The 20,220-nt window shown below is 65.0% G+C and carries 20 protein-coding genes and 1 pseudogene; 15 read left to right on the top strand and 6 right to left on the bottom strand.

The window, feature by feature from the left end:
* Positions 1 to 1,284, bottom strand: coding sequence for a BCD family MFS transporter (locus BUA54_RS09540; protein ID WP_072857001.1), 1,284 nt, complete (start codon positions 1,282 to 1,284; stop codon positions 1 to 3).
* A 1-nt stretch (position 1,285) separates the two neighbouring features.
* Positions 1,286 to 2,188, bottom strand: coding sequence for a chlorophyll synthase ChlG (gene chlG, locus BUA54_RS09545; RefSeq protein WP_072857002.1), 903 nt, complete (start codon positions 2,186 to 2,188; stop codon positions 1,286 to 1,288).
* Between the two features lie 143 nt (positions 2,189 to 2,331).
* Here chlG and BUA54_RS09550 point away from each other — a divergent pair, with 143 nt between their 5' ends.
* The 8 genes and pseudogenes from BUA54_RS09550 to BUA54_RS20810 all read left to right on the top strand — a co-directional run.
* On the top strand, positions 2,332 to 3,117 hold the full coding sequence (locus tag BUA54_RS09550) for a ThuA domain-containing protein (protein WP_072857003.1): 786 nt from the start codon (positions 2,332 to 2,334) through the stop codon (positions 3,115 to 3,117).
* Complete coding sequence (locus BUA54_RS09555) at positions 3,114 to 4,187, top strand: Gfo/Idh/MocA family protein (RefSeq protein WP_245810605.1); 1,074 nt, start codon at positions 3,114 to 3,116, stop codon at positions 4,185 to 4,187. Before BUA54_RS09550 ends, BUA54_RS09555 begins: the two co-directional genes overlap by 4 nt.
* A gap of 8 nt (positions 4,188 to 4,195) precedes the next feature.
* Positions 4,196 to 5,860, top strand: a complete 1,665-nt coding sequence (locus BUA54_RS09560; RefSeq protein ID WP_143155389.1) for a glycosyltransferase family 4 protein — start codon at positions 4,196 to 4,198, stop codon at positions 5,858 to 5,860.
* Positions 5,861 to 5,938: 78 nt separating this feature from the next.
* The gene (locus BUA54_RS09565; protein WP_072857005.1) at positions 5,939 to 6,724 is read left to right on the top strand and encodes a hypothetical protein; all 786 of its coding nucleotides are present in this window, start codon (positions 5,939 to 5,941) and stop codon (positions 6,722 to 6,724) included.
* Positions 6,725 to 6,729: 5 nt separating this feature from the next.
* Positions 6,730 to 8,085, top strand: coding sequence for a tetratricopeptide repeat protein (locus BUA54_RS09570; RefSeq protein WP_072857006.1), 1,356 nt, complete (start codon positions 6,730 to 6,732; stop codon positions 8,083 to 8,085).
* Positions 8,082 to 8,483, top strand: coding sequence for a DUF6165 family protein (locus tag BUA54_RS09575; RefSeq protein WP_218588275.1), 402 nt, complete (start codon positions 8,082 to 8,084; stop codon positions 8,481 to 8,483). The genes BUA54_RS09570 and BUA54_RS09575 overlap by 4 nt, the downstream gene beginning before the upstream one ends.
* The gene (locus tag BUA54_RS09580) at positions 8,480 to 9,253 is read left to right on the top strand and encodes an FkbM family methyltransferase (RefSeq protein WP_245810606.1); all 774 of its coding nucleotides are present in this window, start codon (positions 8,480 to 8,482) and stop codon (positions 9,251 to 9,253) included. The genes BUA54_RS09575 and BUA54_RS09580 overlap by 4 nt, the downstream gene beginning before the upstream one ends.
* An 87-nt stretch (positions 9,254 to 9,340) precedes the next feature.
* Positions 9,341 to 9,430: pseudogene (locus tag BUA54_RS20810) on the top strand (chemotaxis protein MotB); the annotation flags it as partial.
* Between the two features lie 210 nt (positions 9,431 to 9,640).
* Here BUA54_RS20810 and BUA54_RS09585 read toward each other — a convergent pair.
* Together BUA54_RS09585 and BUA54_RS09590 are read right to left on the bottom strand one after the other, a co-directional pair.
* The gene (locus BUA54_RS09585) at positions 9,641 to 9,982 is read right to left on the bottom strand and encodes a hypothetical protein (protein WP_072857007.1); all 342 of its coding nucleotides are present in this window, start codon (positions 9,980 to 9,982) and stop codon (positions 9,641 to 9,643) included.
* The gene (locus BUA54_RS09590; protein ID WP_072857008.1) at positions 9,975 to 10,268 is read right to left on the bottom strand and encodes a rod-binding protein; all 294 of its coding nucleotides are present in this window, start codon (positions 10,266 to 10,268) and stop codon (positions 9,975 to 9,977) included. Before BUA54_RS09590 ends, BUA54_RS09585 begins: the two co-directional genes overlap by 8 nt.
* A 210-nt stretch (positions 10,269 to 10,478) precedes the next feature.
* Between BUA54_RS09590 and BUA54_RS20545 the strand changes: the two genes are divergently transcribed.
* Together BUA54_RS20545 and BUA54_RS09600 are read left to right on the top strand one after the other, a co-directional pair.
* Positions 10,479 to 11,867: a flagellar hook-length control protein FliK gene (locus BUA54_RS20545; RefSeq protein WP_178352734.1), complete on the top strand. Its 1,389-nt coding sequence runs from the start codon at positions 10,479 to 10,481 to the stop codon at positions 11,865 to 11,867.
* Positions 11,868 to 11,879: 12 nt separating this feature from the next.
* The gene (locus BUA54_RS09600) at positions 11,880 to 12,554 is read left to right on the top strand and encodes a flagellar hook capping FlgD N-terminal domain-containing protein (RefSeq protein WP_072857010.1); all 675 of its coding nucleotides are present in this window, start codon (positions 11,880 to 11,882) and stop codon (positions 12,552 to 12,554) included.
* On the opposite strand, the gene ubiB is transcribed toward BUA54_RS09600, so the two are convergent.
* Together ubiB and ubiE are read right to left on the bottom strand one after the other, a co-directional pair.
* A complete protein-coding gene (ubiB, locus tag BUA54_RS09605; protein ID WP_072857011.1) occupies positions 12,551 to 14,080 on the bottom strand; it encodes a 2-polyprenylphenol 6-hydroxylase in 1,530 nt (509 codons plus the stop codon). The genes BUA54_RS09600 and ubiB overlap by 4 nt on opposite strands.
* On the bottom strand, positions 14,081 to 14,830 hold the full coding sequence (ubiE, locus tag BUA54_RS09610; protein ID WP_072857012.1) for a bifunctional demethylmenaquinone methyltransferase/2-methoxy-6-polyprenyl-1,4-benzoquinol methylase UbiE: 750 nt from the start codon (positions 14,828 to 14,830) through the stop codon (positions 14,081 to 14,083).
* Between the two features lie 82 nt (positions 14,831 to 14,912).
* Here ubiE and mutM point away from each other — a divergent pair, with 82 nt between their 5' ends.
* The 5 genes from mutM (at position 14,913) to dnaN (ending at position 20,204) form a co-directional block, all read left to right on the top strand.
* The gene (gene mutM, locus BUA54_RS09615; RefSeq protein ID WP_072857013.1) at positions 14,913 to 15,764 is read left to right on the top strand and encodes a bifunctional DNA-formamidopyrimidine glycosylase/DNA-(apurinic or apyrimidinic site) lyase; all 852 of its coding nucleotides are present in this window, start codon (positions 14,913 to 14,915) and stop codon (positions 15,762 to 15,764) included.
* 61 nt (positions 15,765 to 15,825) lie between these two features.
* Entirely contained in the window at positions 15,826 to 16,602 is a 777-nt protein-coding gene (locus tag BUA54_RS09620; protein ID WP_072857014.1) for an enoyl-CoA hydratase-related protein, read from the top strand.
* Between the two features lie 150 nt (positions 16,603 to 16,752).
* Positions 16,753 to 17,016: a 30S ribosomal protein S20 gene (gene rpsT, locus BUA54_RS09625; RefSeq protein ID WP_072857015.1), complete on the top strand. Its 264-nt coding sequence runs from the start codon at positions 16,753 to 16,755 to the stop codon at positions 17,014 to 17,016.
* 600 nt (positions 17,017 to 17,616) lie between these two features.
* The gene (gene dnaA / locus BUA54_RS09630) at positions 17,617 to 18,981 is read left to right on the top strand and encodes a chromosomal replication initiator protein DnaA (protein ID WP_072857016.1); all 1,365 of its coding nucleotides are present in this window, start codon (positions 17,617 to 17,619) and stop codon (positions 18,979 to 18,981) included.
* A 104-nt stretch (positions 18,982 to 19,085) separates the two neighbouring features.
* Positions 19,086 to 20,204 carry a DNA polymerase III subunit beta gene (gene dnaN, locus BUA54_RS09635; protein ID WP_072857017.1) on the top strand — a complete coding sequence of 373 codons (1,119 nt, stop codon included), beginning with the start codon at positions 19,086 to 19,088 and terminating at the stop codon, positions 20,202 to 20,204.
* Positions 20,205 to 20,220 lie beyond the last annotated feature (16 nt).

Raw genomic sequence — 20,220 nt, forward strand, 5'->3', positions numbered from 1 at the left:
CTATTCTCCCGGAACGAGGTTGGCTGGAACGACCGGCTTGCGGTCCATGATGCGGGCCGCCATGGCGGCGGCGGCAAGGAAGAGGGCGGCCTCGAACAGGAAGACGCTGCCGAAGGCGGCGGTGTCCTGCGTCGTCAGGCGCAGGACGTCGACCAGCGCCGCCCCGGTCAGCCCGCCGAAGCCCGCGGCCACCGCCTGCGCGGCACCCCACAGACCCATCCGCGTGCCTTCGCGACGCTCGCGGCCCTGCCCCGCGAGGGCCATCATCGACCCGATGGCGGCGACGGCGAAGACGCCGTTGAAGAAGCCAAGGGCCACGGTGACAGGCACCAGCGGCGCCCCTGGTCCCATCGGGCCGATCAGCGCGAGGGCGGCGAGCGACAGTGCCGACCCGATGCAGCCCGCAATGACCCAGCCGCGCAGCCCGCCAACCTTGAACCCGGTGGCGAGGATGCCGACGCAGAGCATGCCGAGGAAGGTGCCGCCGTTCTGCGCGCCTGAAAGCTGCGTGCTCTGCCCTGGTGTGAAGTCGAAGACGAGGCCGGCGTAAGGCTCCAGAATCAGTTCCTGCATGAAGTAAGCAGTCATCGACAGGAAGACGAAGAGGGTGAAGTTGCGGGCGCGACGCTCTGACCAGACCTCTCGCAGGCCCTCACGGAACGGTGTCGCGTCAGGCTCGGCACGGGCGGTCAGGCGCCCCTCGATCCCCCAGACGGCAAGGATCGTCAGCAGGACCGCGGCGCAGGTGACGGTAAAGACGACCTTCAGCAGCAGCGCGGGGGTGTAGGGGTTCAGCAATGTGCCGACGGTGCCGGCGGTGACGGCGATGCCGAAGATCATCATCAGCCACGTGACGGTCGCCGCCCCGGCGCGCCGCTGCGGTGCGGTGGTGGTGGCGATCAGCGCCAGCAGCGAGGTGCCGGAGGCGCCGACGCCGAGGCCGATCAGGGCATATGCGCCGAGCGATGCCGCAAGGCCGAGCGAGAAGCTGTGCGGAAAGATCAGGATTGCACCGGTCGCGATCAGCGCGCCCAAGGCCAGCGCGACCATGCCGCCGACGATCCACCGCGTCCGCTGCCCGCCAGCGTCGGATGCAAAGCCCCACGTCGGACGCGACAGCTGGATGCCGTAGTGCAGAGCGACCAGCATCCCCGGCACGACGGCGGCCAGGGAAAGCTCTACGACCATCAGGCGGTTCAGGGTCGATGTCGTCAGTACCACGATCGACCCCAGACACATCTGCACAAGGCCGAGGCGAACGATCTGGAACCATGAGAGAGTCATGTCAGCCTCCGATGCTGCGCAGGGCGAGGGCGGCGATCATCATGCCGCCGATGTAGAAGAGGATGCCCATCCCCTGATACCACTGCGCCCGCCCTTCGGGGTCGCGCAGCAGGGTGCGCATGGTGGCGATCTGGATCCCGGTCAGGACGGCGATGGCCAGCGCATGCACGGGCTTGTCCCAAAGGGTCAGCAGCACCGTCACGATGACCTGCGGCGCAACCATGGCGGTGCAGGCGATGCGCGCGGCGCGGGCGGGGCCGACCGTGACGGGCAGGGACCGCAGGCCGGTCTCGCGGTCGCCGCGGATCGCCTTGAAGTCGTTCAGCACCATGATGCCATAGGCGCCAAGGCCGTAAAGCACGGCGACGGCGATGACCTGCGGAGCTGGCGTGCCCGCGGCGAGGACGGCGGCGCCGGTGACCCAGGGCAGCGTCTCGTACGCGAGGCCGCAGAGGAGCGGACCCCAGAGGCCGGAGCGTTTCGCGCGCACGGGTTCCACCGAATAGGCCCAGGCGGCGAGGCAGGCGAGCACCGTGGCGCCGAAGACGAAGGGGCCGAGCTGCCAGCCGACGGCGAGGGACAGGACGGTCATGCCCTGTGCGATCCACAGCCCCCAGCGTCCGGGCACGCGGCCCGAAGGGATCGGGCGGCGCGGTTCGTTGATGGCGTCGACATGGCGGTCGCACCAGTCGTTGGCGGCCTGGCTCATCCCGCAGGTGATCGGACCGGCGAGCAGCACGCCCAGACCGACGAGCGACCAGTCGGCGTGGGCCGCGACCGAGACCGCGCCGCAAAGATAGGCCCACATCGGCGGAAACCACGTCCAGGGCTTCAGCAGGCGCAGCACCGCCCCGGGCGCCGGAAAGCGGCGCGACGCAGCGGGTGTGATGACCGTGATGCTCATGACTGTCAGTCTAATTAGACATTCCAATTTTCATCAAGTGTAAACTTTGTCTGACACATCCTGACACAGATCAGGACGGCATTGCATGCCCCTCGGGTGCGTTGCAGTGTGCCCGCGTAACGATTTGAAAAAAGGCGTCTGACATGACGATACGCGCGGTTGTCTGGAACGAGAATGTCCACGAAACCCACAACGCGGTCGTCGGGAAGCTGTATCCCGACGGCATTCACGGGGCGATCGCTGCGGCGCTGAACGCGGGCGGGGGAATCACGGCGACCACCGCGACCCTGCAGGAGCCGGACCATGGCCTGACCGCCGCGCGGCTGGCAGAGACGGACGTGCTGCTGTGGTGGGGTCACGCGGCGCACGGCGACGTGGACGATGCAGTGGTCGAGCGGGTGGCCGAGGCGGTCTGGTCCGGCATGGGCCTGATCCTGCTGCACTCGGCGCATTTTTCGAAGATCTTCAAGCGGCTGATGGGAACGCCCTGCAACCTGACATGGCGCGAGGCGGGCGAGCGCGAGCGGGTCTGGGTCACGGCGCGCAATCATCCGATCGCCGCGGGGCTGGGCGATTTCTTCGAGTTGGAGAACGAGGAGATGTACGGCGAGCCCTTCGGCGTGCCCGAGCCGCTGGAAACCGTCTTCATCAGCTGGTTTCAGGGCGGAGAGGTTTTCCGGTCCGGTCTGACCTACCGGCGGGGGGCGGGGAACGTGTTCTACTTCCGTCCAGGGCACGAGACCTATCCCACCTATTTCGATGCGAACGTGACGCGGGTGCTGCGCAACGCGGTAAAATGGGCACACAACCCGGCGGCGCGGGTGCAGGACGTGACGGCGGCACCGAACGTGCCGATCGAGTCGGCGCTGGAGCCGCTGGAGCAGCGGGGCCAGAAGCTGCACGCGGCGGGTGAAGAGGGCTTTCGTTGACGCCGCCCCCCCCTGAAACGGTCCGGGTCCTGATCGTCGGCACCGGCGGCATGGCAAACGCCCATGCCGAGGCCTATGCCGCGATGGAGGGGGTGGAGCTGGTCGGCGGCGTGGACCGCAACCCCGAGAACCTGCACAGCTTCAATGCGCGGCACGGGATCACCCATGCCTTCGATTCGGTGATCGACGCGCTGCAGTGGGGCGCGTTCGACGCGGTGTCGAACGTCACGCCCGACGCGGTGCATTTCCCGACCACGATGCCGCTGCTGTCGGCGGGCAAGCATGTCCTGTGCGAAAAGCCGTTGGCGGTGAACTATGCCGAGGCCGCGCAGATGGCGGATGCGGCGCGGCGGGCGGGCGTCGTCAACATGATCAACCTGACCTATCGCAACGTGCCCGCCGTGATGGAGGCCGCGCGGCTGGTCGAAAGCGGCGCCATCGGCGCGGTGCGCCATTTCGAGGCGTCCTACCTGCAAAGCTGGCTGACCCAGCCCGCATGGGGCCGGTGGAACGAAGAGGCGCAATGGCTGTGGCGGCTGAGCCGCAAGCACGGCAGCCTTGGCGTGCTGGGGGACGTGGGGGTGCATATCCTCGACTTCGCGACATTCGTGGCCGGGGCGGATACGGCACAGATGTCCTGCCGGTTGCGGACCTTCGACAAGGCGCCGGGCGGGCGGATCGGGGAATATGATCTCGATGCCAACGACTCTGCCACGTTGCAAGTCCAGCTGGCGGGTGGGGCCGTCGGCGTGATCCATGCGTCCCGCATGGCGAGCGGGCACCTGAACGACCTGCGGTTGCGGATCTTCGGCACCAAGGGCGGCCTTGACGTGAGGTGGGAGAACAATCAGTCGATCCTGCGCGCCTGCCTTGGGGCGGACCTGACGTCGGCAGCGTGGCAGGACATGCCGGTGCCGCCGGTCGAGACGAACTACGTCCGGTTCATCAAGGCGGTGCGGGCGGGGCAGGACGTGCGGCCGGATTTCGCGCGTGGCGCGGTGTTGCAGCAGGCGCTTGACGCGGCGGTGGAGTCGGACATGGACGCCTGCCGGGACGTGGCCGTCGGGTGACAGCGCCGGTGGACGACGCGCCCGCGATCTTCTTTCACGCTGATGCGATCGAGGGCGAGGGCAGGGATCTGGTGGGGCGCCGGTCCGCCGGTCAGTCGTTCCTGCGCGGGTTCCTGACCCATGTTCCGGGGGCGACGGTGAATGCCGTGGTCGAGACCAAGGCAGCCGGCGACGCCTTTGCCGAGACCGTCGCGGCGCTGGGCGAGAGCCGGCCCGTGCAGACCTGGCCGCTGCGGGGCGAGGCGGATTTCACGCGGGCCGGCACGGTGTTCTTTCCCGGCCCCGGCTATCTGACGGCGGCGTGGCAGCGGCAGCGGTTCGGGGCGGATCGCTGCAGTCTGGTGGGGATCACCCATACGGTGTCGACCCGGCGGGTGATCGAGGGGCTGCACAACCTGATGCTGACCCCGGTCGAGGACTGGGACGCGATCATCTGCACCTCTCGCGCTGTGCAGGGCGTCGTGGCGCGCCAGCTGGAGGCGGAGGCGGATTTCATCCGCGACCGGTTCGGTGCGACGCGCGTGCCGCTACCGCAGCTGCCGGTGATCCCGCTGGGGGTGCATGCGGCGGATTTCGCGCCGGTGCCCGGCGCGCGGGACAGGATGCGTGCGCGGTTCAATGCACCCGAGGACGCGCTGGTCGTGATGACGATGGGGCGCCTGACGAGTGTCGAGAAGGCGAACCCGGCACCGCTGTTCATCGCGTTGAGCCAAGTGGCGGCGCAGGTCGGGCGGCCGGTGCATCTGTGGATGGTGGGCTATGCCACGCGGCCCGAGGAGGAGGCGCTGCACCGGGACGGGGCGGCGGCGCTGTGCCCCTCTGTCGCGGTCCAGGTCATCGACGGACGCGAGGCGGACGTGCGGCGGCACATCTGGGCTGGGGCCGATATCTTTACGCTGCCGGTGGACAACATACAGGAGACCTTCGGCCTGGTGCCCGTCGAGGCGATGGCGGCGGGGCTGCCGGTGGTGATGCCGGATTGGGACGGCTTTCGCGATACGGTACGTCACGGTCAGACCGGTTTTCTGATCCCGACGCGGATGACCGGGGGCGGGCACCGGATCGGGCGCGATATTGCGGCGCGCTTCGCGGATGGCACGGATGGATACCTGCAGCATCTTACGCTGATGCAGCAGCAGACGCAGATCGACATCCCGGCCTATGTCGCGGCGATCAAGGCCCTCGTGGACCCCGCGCTGCGGGCACGGATGGGGCGGGCGGGGCAGGCCCATGTCGCGGCGACACTGGACTGGTCGGCGGTCATCCCGCGATATCTGGAGCTGGGGGCCGAACTGGCAGCGCGGCGCCGGGGCGTCACGCTGCGGCCGCCGCTGTCGCCGATGCAGATCGACCCGTTCGACCTTTACGGCCGCTATCCCACGGACCGGCCGGACGGCGACTGGATCCTTGCCAGCCGCCGACCGCTGGACGAGGCGGGGCTGGCCACGCTGGATGCACTGAACGGGCGCGCGCTTTACCGGCGGTCGCTTCTGCCGGCGGCGCGGATCGTGGCGCTGGCGCAAGCGATCGCGGACCACGGCCCGCTGTCGGTGACAGAGGCGGCCGGGCACATCGGCCTGCGGGTCGATCTGGCGATCGGTGCGGCGCTGTTCCTGGCAAAGTACGATTACCTTTCAATTGCGCCGCCCGGAACAAATTCGAGCCCCAATTAACCGCATATTGACCACGGACGGTTCAATCCGGACAGTGCGCCGACACGGTTTCAACGTGGGCGGCAAGGGGCATCGGCAATGCGGCTATCGGTCAATTTCGAAAATACCCAAGGGACGGACCCGGGGCGCGGGCCGGTACAGGTCGGCTGGTTCCTGAACCAGCGCAAGGCCGGGATCGTGTATTTTCCCCCCGAGCGGGTGCGGTCCGCCGACATGAACAGGACCCATGCGAAAAGCGCCAGCCGCTGCCCGGCTGTCATCAACATGGAAAGTCGCTACTTCATGGTGCGCTGTCCGTTCGATCTGAACCTTGGTTTCACGCGTGACAAGGACGGCAAGCCGGCGGTGCGCAACCTGAACGGCGACATGTCGGGGATTCGCGGCAACAAGCTGCGCGAGAAGCTGCACATCACTGCGGAACACGAATGGCGCTATCCGGGGGTGCCGACGATCCAGCTGGAACTGCCCTATGTCTTCATTGCGGACGAGCCGGTCTACATGAGTCAGGTCGCACCGTTCCTGCACTACAGCAAGACGCCGCTGCCGGGCACGATATTCGGCGGGCGGTTCCCGATCAACGTCTGGCCGCGACCGCTGATGTGGGCCTTCGAATGGGCCGACATCGAGAAGCCGCTGAAGGTGAACCGGGGCGATCCGCTGTTCTATTGCACCTTCGAGGTGGTGCCGCAGGACCGGTCCGTCGTCGTGTCCGAGGTCGAGGTGACGGAGGAGCTGACGGACTACATGGACCTGATTTCCGGCGCGGTGAACTACGTCAACCAGACGTTCTCGCTGTTCGAGGCGGCAGAGGCGCGACGCCCGGCCAAGCTGGTGCAGCCGATCAAGCGCAACAGGACCGACTGAGGCCGATGGCGGAGGATCTTGCCACATTGCGAAAGGCCGCATCCGACGCGCACCGGGAGGGCCGGATCGCCGAGGCGGTGACCGCCTATGCCCGCTATCTGGCGGTGGCTCCGGGGGATGCGGGGATGTGGTCGAACCTTGGCGTGTTGCACCGCCGGGCGGGGCGCCACCTGACGGCGCTGCGGGCGCATACCCGCGCGCTGGCGCTGGACCCGGAGGGGACGGGGACGATGAACAACGCGTCGAACGTGATGTCGGACATCGGCATGTATGACGAGAGCATCGCGCTGCGGCGCCGGCTTCTGGCGCGCGATCCCGACGACCGGGTGCATCTGGCGATGGTCACCCGCTGCCTGCGCGGCAAGGGCGCCTATGCCGAGGCCATCGCCTGGGCCAAGGATGCGCTGAAACGCCTGCCGGGCGATCCGGAGTTACGGATGCAACTGGCCTTTGCCCAGCTGGGGGCCGGCGACTATGCGGCGGGACTGCAGAGCTATACCGCGCGCTGGGAGGCGGGCGAGCTGCAGCCGCGCAGCCTGCCGTTTCCCGAATGGCGCGGCGAGCCGCTGGAGGGGCGGACCGTGGTCGTGCTGCCGGAGCAGGGGTTCGGCGACGCGGTGCTGTTCGCGCGGTTCCTGCCGGTGCTGGCCGGGCGGGGCTGCCGGGTGGTGATGGCGGTGAAGCCGCCGCTGCTGCGCCTGCTGCAGGACGTCGCCGGGGTCCACCTGATCGTCGGGGCGCTGCCGCCCGACATGCCGGTCGATTACTGGGTCAACATGATGGACCTTGCGGCGCTGCATTTCGCCGAAGACAGCCGGATACCGCCGCCGGCGACCCTGCACGTGCCGGATGACAGCGTGGAACGGGCGCAGGCGCTGGTCGCACCGCACGCCGGCCGGCTGAAGGTCGGCGTGGTCTGGACCGGGTCGGTGACCTATCGGGGCAATGCCTTTCGGTCCTTCAGCCACCGTGACGTGATGCCGTTGACTGACATTCCGGGGGTGCAGCTCTTCTCTCTTTACAAGGGGCCCGAGCTGGCGGCCTATCAAGCGGACGGCAGCGATGCCTTCATCATCGACACCGGCAGCACGGAACGCGACTTTGCCGATACGGCGGCGATGATGCGGGCCTGCGATCTGGTGATCACGTCGGACACGGCCACCGCCCATATCGCGGGATCGCTGGGCGTGCCGGTCTGGTGCGTCCTGCACTGGGACGCGTTCTGGATCTACACCCACACAGGAGACAGCACACCATGGTATCCACAGATGCGACTGTTCCGGCAGCACTGGCCGCTGGACTGGGGCGGGGTCATGGCCGACGTGGGTCAGGCGTTGCAGGAACGCGGGGCCGCGGCGTGACCGGCATCATGGTCCCCACCTCGCCGGGCGAGCTGATCGACAAGCTGACGATCCTTGCCCTGAAGGCCGAAAAGATGACCGATGCGGGCAAGCTGACGCATGTGCGACACGAACAGCGCGTCCTGACCGAGATCGCCGACGATGTCCTGCCGCGCAGCGCCGCACTGGGCGAGCTGTGGGATGCGCTGCTGGAGATCAATGGCGATCTTTGGGCGATCGAGGACGACATCCGCGCCTGCGAGGCGCGGCAGGATTTCGGACCCGCCTTCGTTGCGCTGGCGCGGGCGGTCTACATCACCAACGATGAGCGTGCGGCGATCAAGAAGCGGATCAACCTGCTGCTGGAGTCGGAGATCGTCGAGGAGAAGTCCTATTCCACGCCGGGGACGGAGGGGTGACGTCAGCGCTGCCGGACCGTATCGCCGCGGCGCGGCGCGACCTGCAGGCGGTGCGCGCCGAACTTGACGCGGCCCTGCAGACCGAGCGGACGCGGCGCCGCGGTCCCCTGATGCGGATGCTGCACGAGGTCGAGGGGATGCTGACCCCGGGCTATGCCTATGCGTCACAGGCGGGGCAGGACCGGGTGGTCGAGCGTCTTCTGGGTGGCAAGCGGGGCGGCACATTCCTCGATATCGGGGCCTACGACGGAATTACTGGTTCAAATTCGCTGTATTTCGAGCGCGTTCTGGGTTGGACCGGCGTGCTGGTCGAGCCGGTGAAACAGCACCGCGAAACGGCAGAAATGTGGCGCAGCAGCCCTTGCCTGCCCTATGCGGTGGCCGATGCGGACGGCACCGCCAGCTTCATCGCCGTGACCCGCGGCTATACCCAGATGAGCGGTCTTGCCGCGCAATACGACGACACGATGCTGTCGCGCGTGCGCGCCGATCCGCGACACGAGGAGGACCGCATCACCGTGCCCACGCGGACGCTGAACGCGATCTTCCGCGAATGCGGGCTGTCTTCCGTGGATTTCGTCTCGCTCGATATCGAGGGTGGCGAGATGGCCGCACTGGCCGCCTTCGATCATGTCGCGCACCGGGTCGACGTCTGGGCGATCGAGAACAACACCGGCAGTTCCGACCTGTCCGCGCTGATGCGCAACAAAGGCTACAATCTGGCGGAATTCTGCGGCGTGGACGACATCTATGTCCGCAAGGATCTGTAAACCGGGTTGCATCGGATTGCGCGATTAACACCGCGTTCAGGCGCCTGAACGCATCCCTCGTGCCGCGTCAACACGAGGATCAGACCCATGGCAGCCCACGGCAATCAACCGATCATCATCAAGCGCAAGAAGGTCGTGAAAGGCGGTGGTCACCACGGCGGGGCCTGGAAGGTGGCCATGTTTTAAATCCTTTCGCGACAGCATTTTGCTGATCGCCATGTGGGGAAATCACCCCAGTTGTCGGGGCAGGGACACGTCATTCTGACGCTGGTTTCCGCATCTTCGGCGGCGAGATCATCCGTTTTGGATGTGATCTTGTTGCCCGTTCCACTCTCAACAGCGCGTTAATGGCGCTACGAAAGTTCGGCACAATTTGAACGAAACCGTTCAGGCCTTGCGTTCGAGCGTGTCCGGACGTTGCGCGACCGTTTGACGGTCGCCGCCAGCGGTATAAACGCTTAGCCCGTTCCGCACCGCCCGCAGGGCGCCAAGCCTTTGTTGGGCTGCCGTGATGCCGTCCATTGCGGCTGCCAGTAGGCCCGCGTTGCGATTGAGGTCGCGGGTGATTCGGTCGATCAGCTGAGGGTTCCGCGGGTGGACCCGAATATCCTCGACCAAGACAAGTTTTTGCGCAGCAAATGTAGGCAGCGCGGTCAGATCACCTGTGCGCAGGGCTGCTCGTTCCTCTTGCAGCAGGGCCAACAGCGCGTCTTCGGTCGGCTTACGCATGGGCATGCGCCTTCATCGCGTTGAACAGCGATTCGGCCAATCCGATGCCGCCGGCCGCGACCATGTTCTCGGCCTGCGCGTCACGCAAGAATGACGCGAACCCTTCTTCGCCCTCACCACCGCCGAATGCCCCGCGAGTGGCATCTAAACCGGCAGATTTCAACATTTCAGACAAAAAGGTCGCTTCCAGCTTTTTGGCCGCGGCGAGGAGACGGGCATCATCGGTCAGGGGCGACGCGGCCGTCTTGGGCGGCACGGCGGCGGGCATAACGGGGATCGGTGTCATCGGAACCTCTGATATCGCATTTTTTCCGTTGTGCCCGAGAGCAGTAAAAATTTTCGTAACCTTATTGAGCCAAAAGGGATGCGTTCACGACAGGAAAGTCACGCGATGCAGATTCCCTTGGTCTTATCGACCGCCCCTGGCCCGGTTCGGGGACAGGTGACGGACGCGACATTGCCGACAGGGGATCTCGGGAATGATTTCGGAGGGGTCATGGCGATGCTTCAGGCAAGGACCTGCGAATTCGATCCCGGCAATGCCGAACGTGCGGCGGAGGAGTCCGACACCAAAGACGAGTCTGATGAGGCGGAAGGACGCTGCACTGACGAACCGGCTCCTTTTGAACGGCCTGTTGATGGAGCGAGTTGTTTGGGTCTCGATGGCAGGACGACCGACGGTGCCATCTCTACTTTGATCGCCTTGCCGATGGCGCGTCGATCCGGCGTAGCTTTTTTGCCTAAGAGTACGGTCATAAACGGACCTGAACTGAAAGCTGACTTGAAAATTCTGCCGAATGATTCGCAAAGCGTTGCGGGATGGTCGAGAGGTAATGGAGTTGACCTCTCGCAAACGTCGCTCAAGGCAAGCGCCTCGATACGTTTTGTATCTGGCGACGAGCCGGTCCCAGGGGGGGCGGCGGTGCAAACGGCCGATCCGAAGGCCGCTGCAGCTGTCGTTCCGAGCGTCCAGGCAGCGCGCGCCGGCGGCCCGCTGTCTGCTGCGGGTCCGGTGGGTCCAGACGTTGAACCGACACAGCTTGCAAGCGAAGCGATACATACTGGACTTACGGGTGACGATGTCTGGCTGTCACGCGTACCGGCTGAAGCAGAATCGAAGCCTCTCGGAAATCAGTCAGCAGTATTGGACCAAAAGGCATTCGTGGATCAGCTGCGACTGAGGGGCGGTGCGCGTAAAGGACAACACCAATCAGCGGAGTCGATCGGGGATGGTGGACGCGATGGAGCCCGCCCATTGGAATGGCGCGATGGTTCGATGGCTGGCAAAGACATCGCGCATTCGGGGCCCGTCGTACGGGCGGCACCGGTCCTGCGGGGGGCAGCAGTCGTGCTGACGGACTTGTCAGCCAACTTGTCGGACGTGGAGGCGATGGAATTGCTACCGACCTCTGGAGGTGCTGAGAGGTCACTTAACGTGGCACCGGCCGATACCGGACCAAATCGACCGCAGACTCCGTTGCTGGCACAGCATGTCGCACGGCAGATGTCGGTGTCCTTGCATCGGCAAGGGGAGGGAACGACAGAGGTTGCGCTTGATCCGGTGGAGCTGGGTCGCGTCCGGATGAGAGTGACGGTCCTTGACCAAACCGTCACGATGGTGGTGGTGGCGGACCGTCCAGAGACGGCCGATCTGATGCGGAGACACGTCGATGTGCTGCAGCAGGAGTTCAAGGGCCTTGGCTATACTTCTGTCACACTCGCATTCGGGAGCGGGCAGGACAGGTCGGCCGCGGGGTCTGGCGGGCGTGCTGTGCCGGAGGGCGGGCTGCTCGAAGGGACAAGCAGCGACGAGGCTGTTTCCGCGGTTCCTGTGAGGCCGCCTCCCCGGCTGACCGTCGATGGCAGTCTTGATTTACGACTTTAGGAAGGATTTCGCATGACGACAGTCACACAGGTACAGACGCCGCCCGCGATGGTCACGGCGGCGAATGCGACAGCCATGGCTGGGGCCGGTAGCAATATCAGTGCCGACTTCGAGACGTTTCTGAAAATGCTGACCGTTCAGATGCAGAATCAGGATCCGCTCAACCCGGTTGATTCGTCCGATTATGCGACGCAGCTTGCGACATTCTCGGGCGTCGAACAGCAGGTGCAGACCAACGATCTTCTGCGCGCGCTGACCGGTCAGATGAATACAGGCGGCCTTGCGCAACTGGCGGGGTGGGTCGGTATGGATGCGCGGGCAGCGGTGCCTGCATTCTTCGACGGCGCACCGGTGACGGTAGTACCGAACGTGCAACGTGGGGCCGATGCAGCGCAGCTCGTCGTGCGGGACGGCGATGGCAACGAAATACAGCGACTGCCGATTCCGACGGACAACACGCCTGTCACCTGGGCAGGAGTGACGACGGACGGTGGACCGCTGCCGCGTGGATCCTACAGCTTTGCCACCGTCAGCATCGCTGCAGGCAAGGTCGTGGCCGAGGAGCCGTCGGAAATCTATGCCCGCGTGACCGAGGTTCAGGTCGCGGGCGGGGTCAATACATTGGTACTGGCCGGGGGGCGAAGCGTCCCGGCGTCGCAGGTTACCGCCGTGCGGGAGCCTTCCTAGACCAAGGCCTGCACGAACCAGGCGGTGCCGATGATCGCGCCGCCCAAAGCCATCCATGCCAGTCTGGCGCGACGACGCTGCGGTTTCGGGGGCGGAGGCGGATTGTTCAGGCGAATCAGCGCTTCCTCTGCGAGGCGCGGCAATTGCGGGCCGAACCGCGACAAGACCAATGCGGCCTTGCGCAAGTCGTTCAACAGCGCGCGGGGGCCGATCGATTTGCTGACGTAATCCGTCACGATCGGTTGTGCGGCCTGCCAGATGTTCATGTGCGGATCCATCGAGCGAGCCACGCCCTCTACCACGACCATCGTCCGTTGAAGGAGGATCAGTTCGGTCCGTGTTTCCATGCCGAACCGTTCCGTCACCTCGAAGAGATAGGACAGCAGACGCGCCATGGAAATGCGGCTGGCATCCATGCCGAAGATCGGCTCTCCGACAGCGCGAAGCGCACGGGCAAATTCGTCGACGTCTTTGTGGGATGGGACGTAACCGGCCTCGAAGTGGACCTCAGCAACGCGCTGATAGTCCTTGCGGATAAAGCCGAAAAGGATCTCGGCATAGACACGGCGGGTATATTCGTCGATCCGCCCCATGATGCCGAAGTCATAGGCGATGATGTCACCGTTCGCCCCGATCTTCAGGTTGCCCTGGTGCATGTCGCCGTGAAAATAGCCGTCGCGCAGGGCATGGGACAGGAACAGTTGCAGCACCCGCGCTGCCAGTACCCGACGGTCGAGCCCCGCGGCATCAATGGCCGCGTTGTCGCCGGCGCTTATTCCCTCGACCCAATCCAGTGTCATCACGCGGCGGCCCGAGAGGTGCCAGCGGATCGAGGGGACGTGAAATCCTTCGTCCTTTTCAGTGTTTGCGGCGAATTCGGCGGCGGCCGAGCTTTCGAGCCGCAGATCGAGTTCGCCCATCACCACACCTTCGAAGTGGGTGATGACCTCCATCGGGCGCAGGCGGCGGGACGAGGGCGAGAGCACCTCGATCACCTTGGCCGCGAAATAGAATGCATCGATGTCGCGGCGGAAGGCGCGTTCGATGCCGGGGCGCAGGATCTTGACGGCAACCGCCTCTCCCGTGTCGGCCAGATGCGCCTTGTGCACCTGTGCCAGAGAGGCGGCGGCGACCGGTTCGGAGAAGCTGGAGAAGACCTGATCAACCGGCACGCCCAGCTCGCGCTGTACTTCCGCCTTGGCCTCCTCGATCGAGAAGGGGGGAAGCTTGTCCTGCAGGACGCGCAGTTGGACGGCCAACTCGTCGCCCACCACGTCGGGACGGGTGGAAAGGACCTGGCCAAACTTGATGTAGGCGGGGCCGAGGGCGGTCAGCGCGCGGGGCGCGGGCGGGACGGCGGGATCGCCGGCGTAGCCCAGCCACTGGAACGGCCAGACGACCCCGCGCACCACGGCCCGCAGCAGGGGGCCTGCCTCGTAGGCGTCCATGATGACGGCCATCGCGCCCGTACGTTCGAGGGTCGCGCCGGTCCGGATCAGGCGGATGATGTTGTGAGGTCCGCGCACCTAGAGCTTCCAGCCGGAGTGCAGCGCGGCCACGCCCATCGTCAGGTTGCGGTATTTAGCGTTGTCGAAGCCCGCGGCGCGCACCATGCCAAGAAAGGTGTCCTGATCGGCGAACTTCCGGATCGATTCGACGAGGTACTGATAGCTGTCGCGGTCGTTCGCGATTAATTGCCCCATGCGCGGGATCACGTTGAAGGAGTAGGCGTCGTAAGCCTTTTGCATCAGGGGGTTGGGCAACTGGCTGAATTCCAGCACCATGAGGCGGCCGCCGGGGCGCAGCACGCGGTAGGCCTCGTTCAGCGCCTCCTGCGGGCGGGTGACGTTCCGGATGCCGAAGCTGATGGTATAGACGTCGAAGCTGTTGTCCTCGAACGGCAGCGCCATGGCGTCGCCGACGACCCAGTCCAGCTGGTCATGCATGCTTTCGGCCTCGGCCCGCTGGCGGCCGGCGATCAGCATCGGTTCTGTCAGGTCGAGCACGGTGGCATGGCCCGATCCAGCACGCTTCAGGAAGCGAAAGGCGATGTCGCCGGTACCGCCCGCCACGTCCAGCAGCCGTTGGCCCGGGCGAGGCGCCAGCCAGTCCATCATGGCGTCCTTCCAGAGCCGGTGGACCCCACCGGACATCACGTCGTTCATGATGTCGTACTTGCTCGCGACAGAGGAAAAGACACCACGGACCCGCCCCGCCTTGTCCTCTTCGCGCACGGTTTCGAAGCCGAAGTGGGTGGTCTTGTCGCTGTCGGTCATGGCTTGCGGTCCTGTCTGTGTCGCCCCAGATGTAGGGTGCCGCGACGGTCCTACAACGTCGCCCCTGCCTAAGGAACACCCCATGCCCGAATTGCCGGAGGTCGAGACAGTGCGTCGCGGGCTGGTCCCCGTGATGGAAGGGCAGCACATCGCGCGGGCCGAGGTGAACCGTCCGGACCTGCGCTGGCCCTTCCCCGACCGGATGGCAGACCGGCTGACGGGGGCCGCGATCAATCGGCTGCGACGGCGGTCGAAATACATCCTCGCCGACCTCGATACCGGAGAGACGCTGCTGATCCACCTTGGCATGTCGGGGCGGATGCTGATTTCCGGCGCGATCCCGGGCGTGTTCCACTACGATCACCCGGCGCCGGCCAAGCATGACCATGTCGTGCTGCATATGGGGCAGGGGGCGCGGATCACGTTCAACGACGCCCGCCGCTTCGGGGCGATGGACCTGATGGGCACGCATCAGGCCGAGGATCACTGGCTGATGCGCGGTCTGGGCCCAGAGCCCTTTGCCAACGATTTCAACGAGGACTACCTTGTCGGCCGGCTGAAGGGCCGTAACACGCCGGTCAAGTCCGCCTTGCTGGATCAGGGAATCGTCGCGGGGCTGGGCAACATCTATGTCTGCGAGGTGCTGTACCGCGCAGGCATCCACCCCGCGCGCAAGGCCGGGCGGATCGCCGCCGCGCGGGTAGCCGGGCTTGTCCCCCTAATCCGTCAGGTGTTGGAGGAGGCGATTGCCGCAGGCGGGTCTTCCCTGCGCGATTACCGGCAGGCGGATGGCGAGTTGGGCTATTTTCAGCATGGTTTCGCCGTCTACGGACGGATGGGCGAACCCTGCGTCACGCCCGGATGCGGCGGCACTGTCGCGCGTATCGTGCAATCGGGACGATCGTCCTTCTTTTGCCCGCGATGTCAAAGATAGCTTGAACGCCACCGCACTTTTGCGCATCACATGGGGTCTGACCTGTCAAACGGAGTGCCGCATGGCCTACGAGACCATCATCGTCGACACCTCCGACGATATTGCCGTGATCCGGCTGAACCGGCCCGACGCCCTGAACGCCCTGAACCAGAAGCTGCTGGGCGAGCTTTGCATGGCGCTGGAAGAGGCAGACGGATCCGACAAGGTGCGCTGCATCATCGTCACGGGATCGGAAAAGGCCTTTGCCGCCGGTGCCGATATCACCGAGATGGCAGACAAGACCTTTGTCGAGATGACGTCGCAGGCAATCTTTCAGGAACCGTCACGCCGGATCGAGGCGATCCGCAAGCCGATCATCGCCGCCGTGTCGGGATACGCGCTGGGCGGCGGTTGCGAGCTTGCGATGATGTGCGACTTCATCATCGCGTCGGATACAGCGAAGTTCGGCCAGCCCGAGATCAACCTTGGCGTCATCGCCGGGATGGGCGGCACCCAACGTCTGGCGCGGTATGTCGGCAAGTCGAAGGCAATGGACATGAACCTGACCGGTCGTTTCATGGACGCCGAAGAGGCGCTGACATCCGGCCTTGTCAGTCGGGTCGTGCCAGCCAAGAAGCTGATGGACGAAGCGCGCGGGGCCGCGCAGAAGATCGCGGCGAAGTCCCTGCTGGCAGCCATGACGGCCAAGGATACCGTCAACCGCGCCTTCGAGACGACGCTGGCAGAGGGCCTGAATTACGAGCGTCGCTGCTTCTACGGTCTTTTTGCGACTCAGGACCAGAAGGAAGGCATGGCTGCCTTTGCGGAAAAGCGCGAAGCGCAGTTTCGCGACAAGTAGCGCTTGCATTCTGCGCGGCGGCGGTCTATCCGCCCCGCGACATGCGCGTGATGCCCGCTCTGGCAGATCATTCCGGTAATGAACCCGGTGGGCCTCTCGGCGCTTGCGAAGAATTTTGTAGCGACCTCACATCTGAAAAGGCCCAGACCCATGGCAAACACTCCACAGTCCAAGAAGCGCGCGAAGCAGAACGAAGCTCGCTTTGCCGTCAACAAGATGCGCCGCTCGCGTATCCGCACGTTCCTCCGCTCTGTCGAGGAGGCGATTGCCTCTGGTGATCAGGATGCCGCAGCCGCAGCGCTGAAGGCTGCACAGCCCGAACTGATGCGTGGCGTCAGCAAGGGTGTCGTTCACAAGAACACCGCCGCGCGCAAGATGTCGCGCCTGTCCAGCCGCGTCAAAGCATTGGCGTGACGCAGCCTCCGCCGGCCCGCTGTGGCCGGTTTGCACGTGTTCCAGACGCACCCTTCGGGGTGCGTTTTTTTTGTCCTGCGGGCCCGTACGAAAAGTTTTGTGACGTTTCAAAGACGTCCGAGATTCTTAATCCTCTGGATATGAGTCAAGCGCGTTGTTCGGTTGTGGGTGCCGCGCACCCCTTGCTAGATTGACCGTGCGATTCACATCGTTCCGGGGGGGACATGGGGGATCGCGGCGCAGGCCAAACGTGACAGGGTCGTGGAACTGACCTGACAGTCACTGCCGTTTCAGCCGCCGTGATCCATGCTGCCAGACTGTCAGGCCATGACGCGATCATGGTTTCATCGGTCGGCCTACCGACCGAAGACGCGGCTTTTGCCGTGGCCTGTCGTCGTGTCCGTGATCCTTCTGCGTGTGGCCGCGATGCGCACGTTCCGCCGGTCGGAGCGATGTTGCAGCGCGGCGGCACTGCATGTGGTCCGCCCCGTCCCGTCCCGCTGCTGCGGCGGGCGCGACTTGGGCGGACGCGGGGCGGCATGTGGACGTGACGGGCTGAACGGGTCCGTGGGCAGGTTTTTGTATTGGAAGAAGAAAAAGATGAGCGACGACGTGTGGGGGCATGTACTGGCGGATCTGGAAAAGGAGATGAGCAAGGCTAAGTTCCAGAGCTGGATCGCATCCCTGAGCTTCTCGGGAATCGAGAACCGGACTGCCTGTTTCGAGGTTCCGACCACTTTCATCGGCAACTATGTCGATCAGCATTTCAGCGATCAGATCGTCTATGGCTTCAACCGTGCGGGAAAGGCTGTCGAACGTCTGCGCTTCGAAGTCTCCGCGACCCGGCGCGATCCGGCCATGCCGCGCCCCGTCGCGGCGACGGCGGCCAAGGTCGCGACCTCTGCCTTTGGCGATGACCAGGACCCACTGGGCCTGCCGATCGATCCCCAGCAGACCTTTGACACCTTCGTCGTGGGCAAGCCCAACGAACTGGCCCACGCCGCCGCCCGCCGTGTGGCGGAAGGGGGGCCTGTGACGTTCAATCCCCTTTTCCTCTATTCCGGCGTCGGCCTCGGCAAGACCCACCTGATGCACGCCATTGCCAACGAACTGGCCCGGCGCCAGCCGGAACTGCGCGTGCTTTACATGTCGGCCGAGCGGTTCATGTACCGCTTCATCACGGCGTTGCGCGAACGCAAGATGATGGAATTCAAGCATGCGTTGCGGTCCGTCGACATCCTGATGGTCGATGACGTGCAGTTCATGGGCGGCAAGGATTCCACGCAGGAGGAGTTCTTTCACACGTTCAACGCACTCGTCGACGCACGCAAGCAGGTCATCATTTCCGGCGACCGCGCACCGGGCGAGATCAAGGAGATGGAGGATCGCATGCGGTCCCGCCTGCAGTGCGGGCTGGTCGTGGACCTGCATCCGACGGACTTTGAACTGCGACTTGGTGTGCTTCAGTCCAAGGTGGCGCGTCAGCAGGAGATCTATCCGGGACTGAAGATCGCACCCGGCGTGCTGGAATACCTTGCCCACAAGATCACCAGCAATGTGCGCGTGCTCGAAGGTGCGCTGGTCCGCCTGTTCGCCCATGCAAGCCTCGTGGGGCGCGACATCGACCTGGAACAGGCGCAGGACTGCCTGTCCGACATCCTGCGGGCCAACGACCGCAAGGTCAGCGTCGAGGAGATCCAGCGCAAGGTCAGCGAATACTACAACATCCGCCTGTCCGACATGGTCGGGCCGAAGCGGGTGCGCAATTTCGCCCGGCCCCGGCAGGTCGCGATGTTCCTGTCAAAGACGTTGACCAGCCGGTCCCTGCCCGACATCGGCCGCCGGTTCGGCAAGCGTGACCACACCACGGTGATGCACGGCGTGAAGCGAATCGAAGAGTTGCGCCAGACCGACAGCCAGATCGCGGACGACCTCGACATCCTGCGGCGCGCACTGGAACAGTAAGCACGCCACAGTCGTCGCAAAATCACCCGAAACATCTTGAGCATCACGCAAAAAGCGGTAGCGTCGCGGTCCCGGACCTCGGGAGCAACGGCGGAGCGAGACCTATGAAATTTTCCATCGAACGGGCGAGCCTGCTCAAGGCCGTGGCACAGGCGCAATCGGTCGTGGAACGCCGCAACACCATCCCGATCCTCGCCAATGTGCTGATCGAGGCGGAGGGCGACACGGTTCAGTTCCGGGCGACCGATCTTGATATCGAGGTCGTGGACCGCGCCCCCGCCAAGGTGGACCGCGCAGGGGCGACCACCGTCGCCGCCGTCACCCTGAACGAGATCGTACGCAAGTTGCCTGACGGTTCCCTTGTCACCCTGACCGAGGATGGCGCCAGCGGACGGCTCACAATTCAGGCGGGCCGGTCGAACTTCTCTCTCGCGACGTTGCCGCGCGAGGATTTCCCGGTCATGGCCACGTCCGACTATACCACCAATTTCAGCGCCCCGGCGCCAGTATTGCGCCGGCTGTTCGACAAAGCGAAATTCGCGATCTCGACCGAGGAGACGCGGTATTACCTGAATGGTGTCTACATGCACGTGGCCGACGGCGAGGATGGGCAGGTGCTGCGTTGCGTGGCGACCGACGGCCACCGTCTGGCCCGCATCGATGCGTCCCTGCCTGAAGGCGCCGCCGGCATGGCCGGCATCATCGTTCCGCGCAAGACGGTGGGCGAGTTGCGCAAGCTCTTGGACGACGACGATCTGCAGGTGGCGGTGAGCGTGTCCGAGACCAAGGTGCGCTTTGCCACGCCAGACATCACGCTGACCTCCAAGGTCATCGATGGCACATTTCCGGACTACACGCGGGTCATTCCGCAGGGCAACACCCGCCGGATGGAGGTCGATGCCGCCGAATTCGCCCGCGCCGTGGACCGCGTCGCCACCGTCAGCAGCGAACGCAGTCGGGCGGTCAAGCTGCAGCTGGACGAGGATCGCCTGATCCTGTCTGTAAACGCGCCGGATTCGGGAGCTGCAGAGGAAGAGCTGGCCGTGGCCTATACGGACGAACGACTGGAGATCGGCTTCAACGCGAAATACCTGCTGGAAATCGCGAGTCAGGTGGACCGCGAGAATGCGGTCTTCATGTTCAACGGTTCCGCCGACCCGACCCTGATGCGCGAAGGCAACGACATGTCTGCCGTCTATGTCGTCATGCCGATGCGGGTCTAGGATTTCGGTTCTTGAC

Origin of the sequence: Loktanella atrilutea (genome assembly GCF_900128995.1) — a bacterium.
Classification (GTDB): domain Bacteria; phylum Pseudomonadota; class Alphaproteobacteria; order Rhodobacterales; family Rhodobacteraceae; genus Loktanella; species Loktanella atrilutea.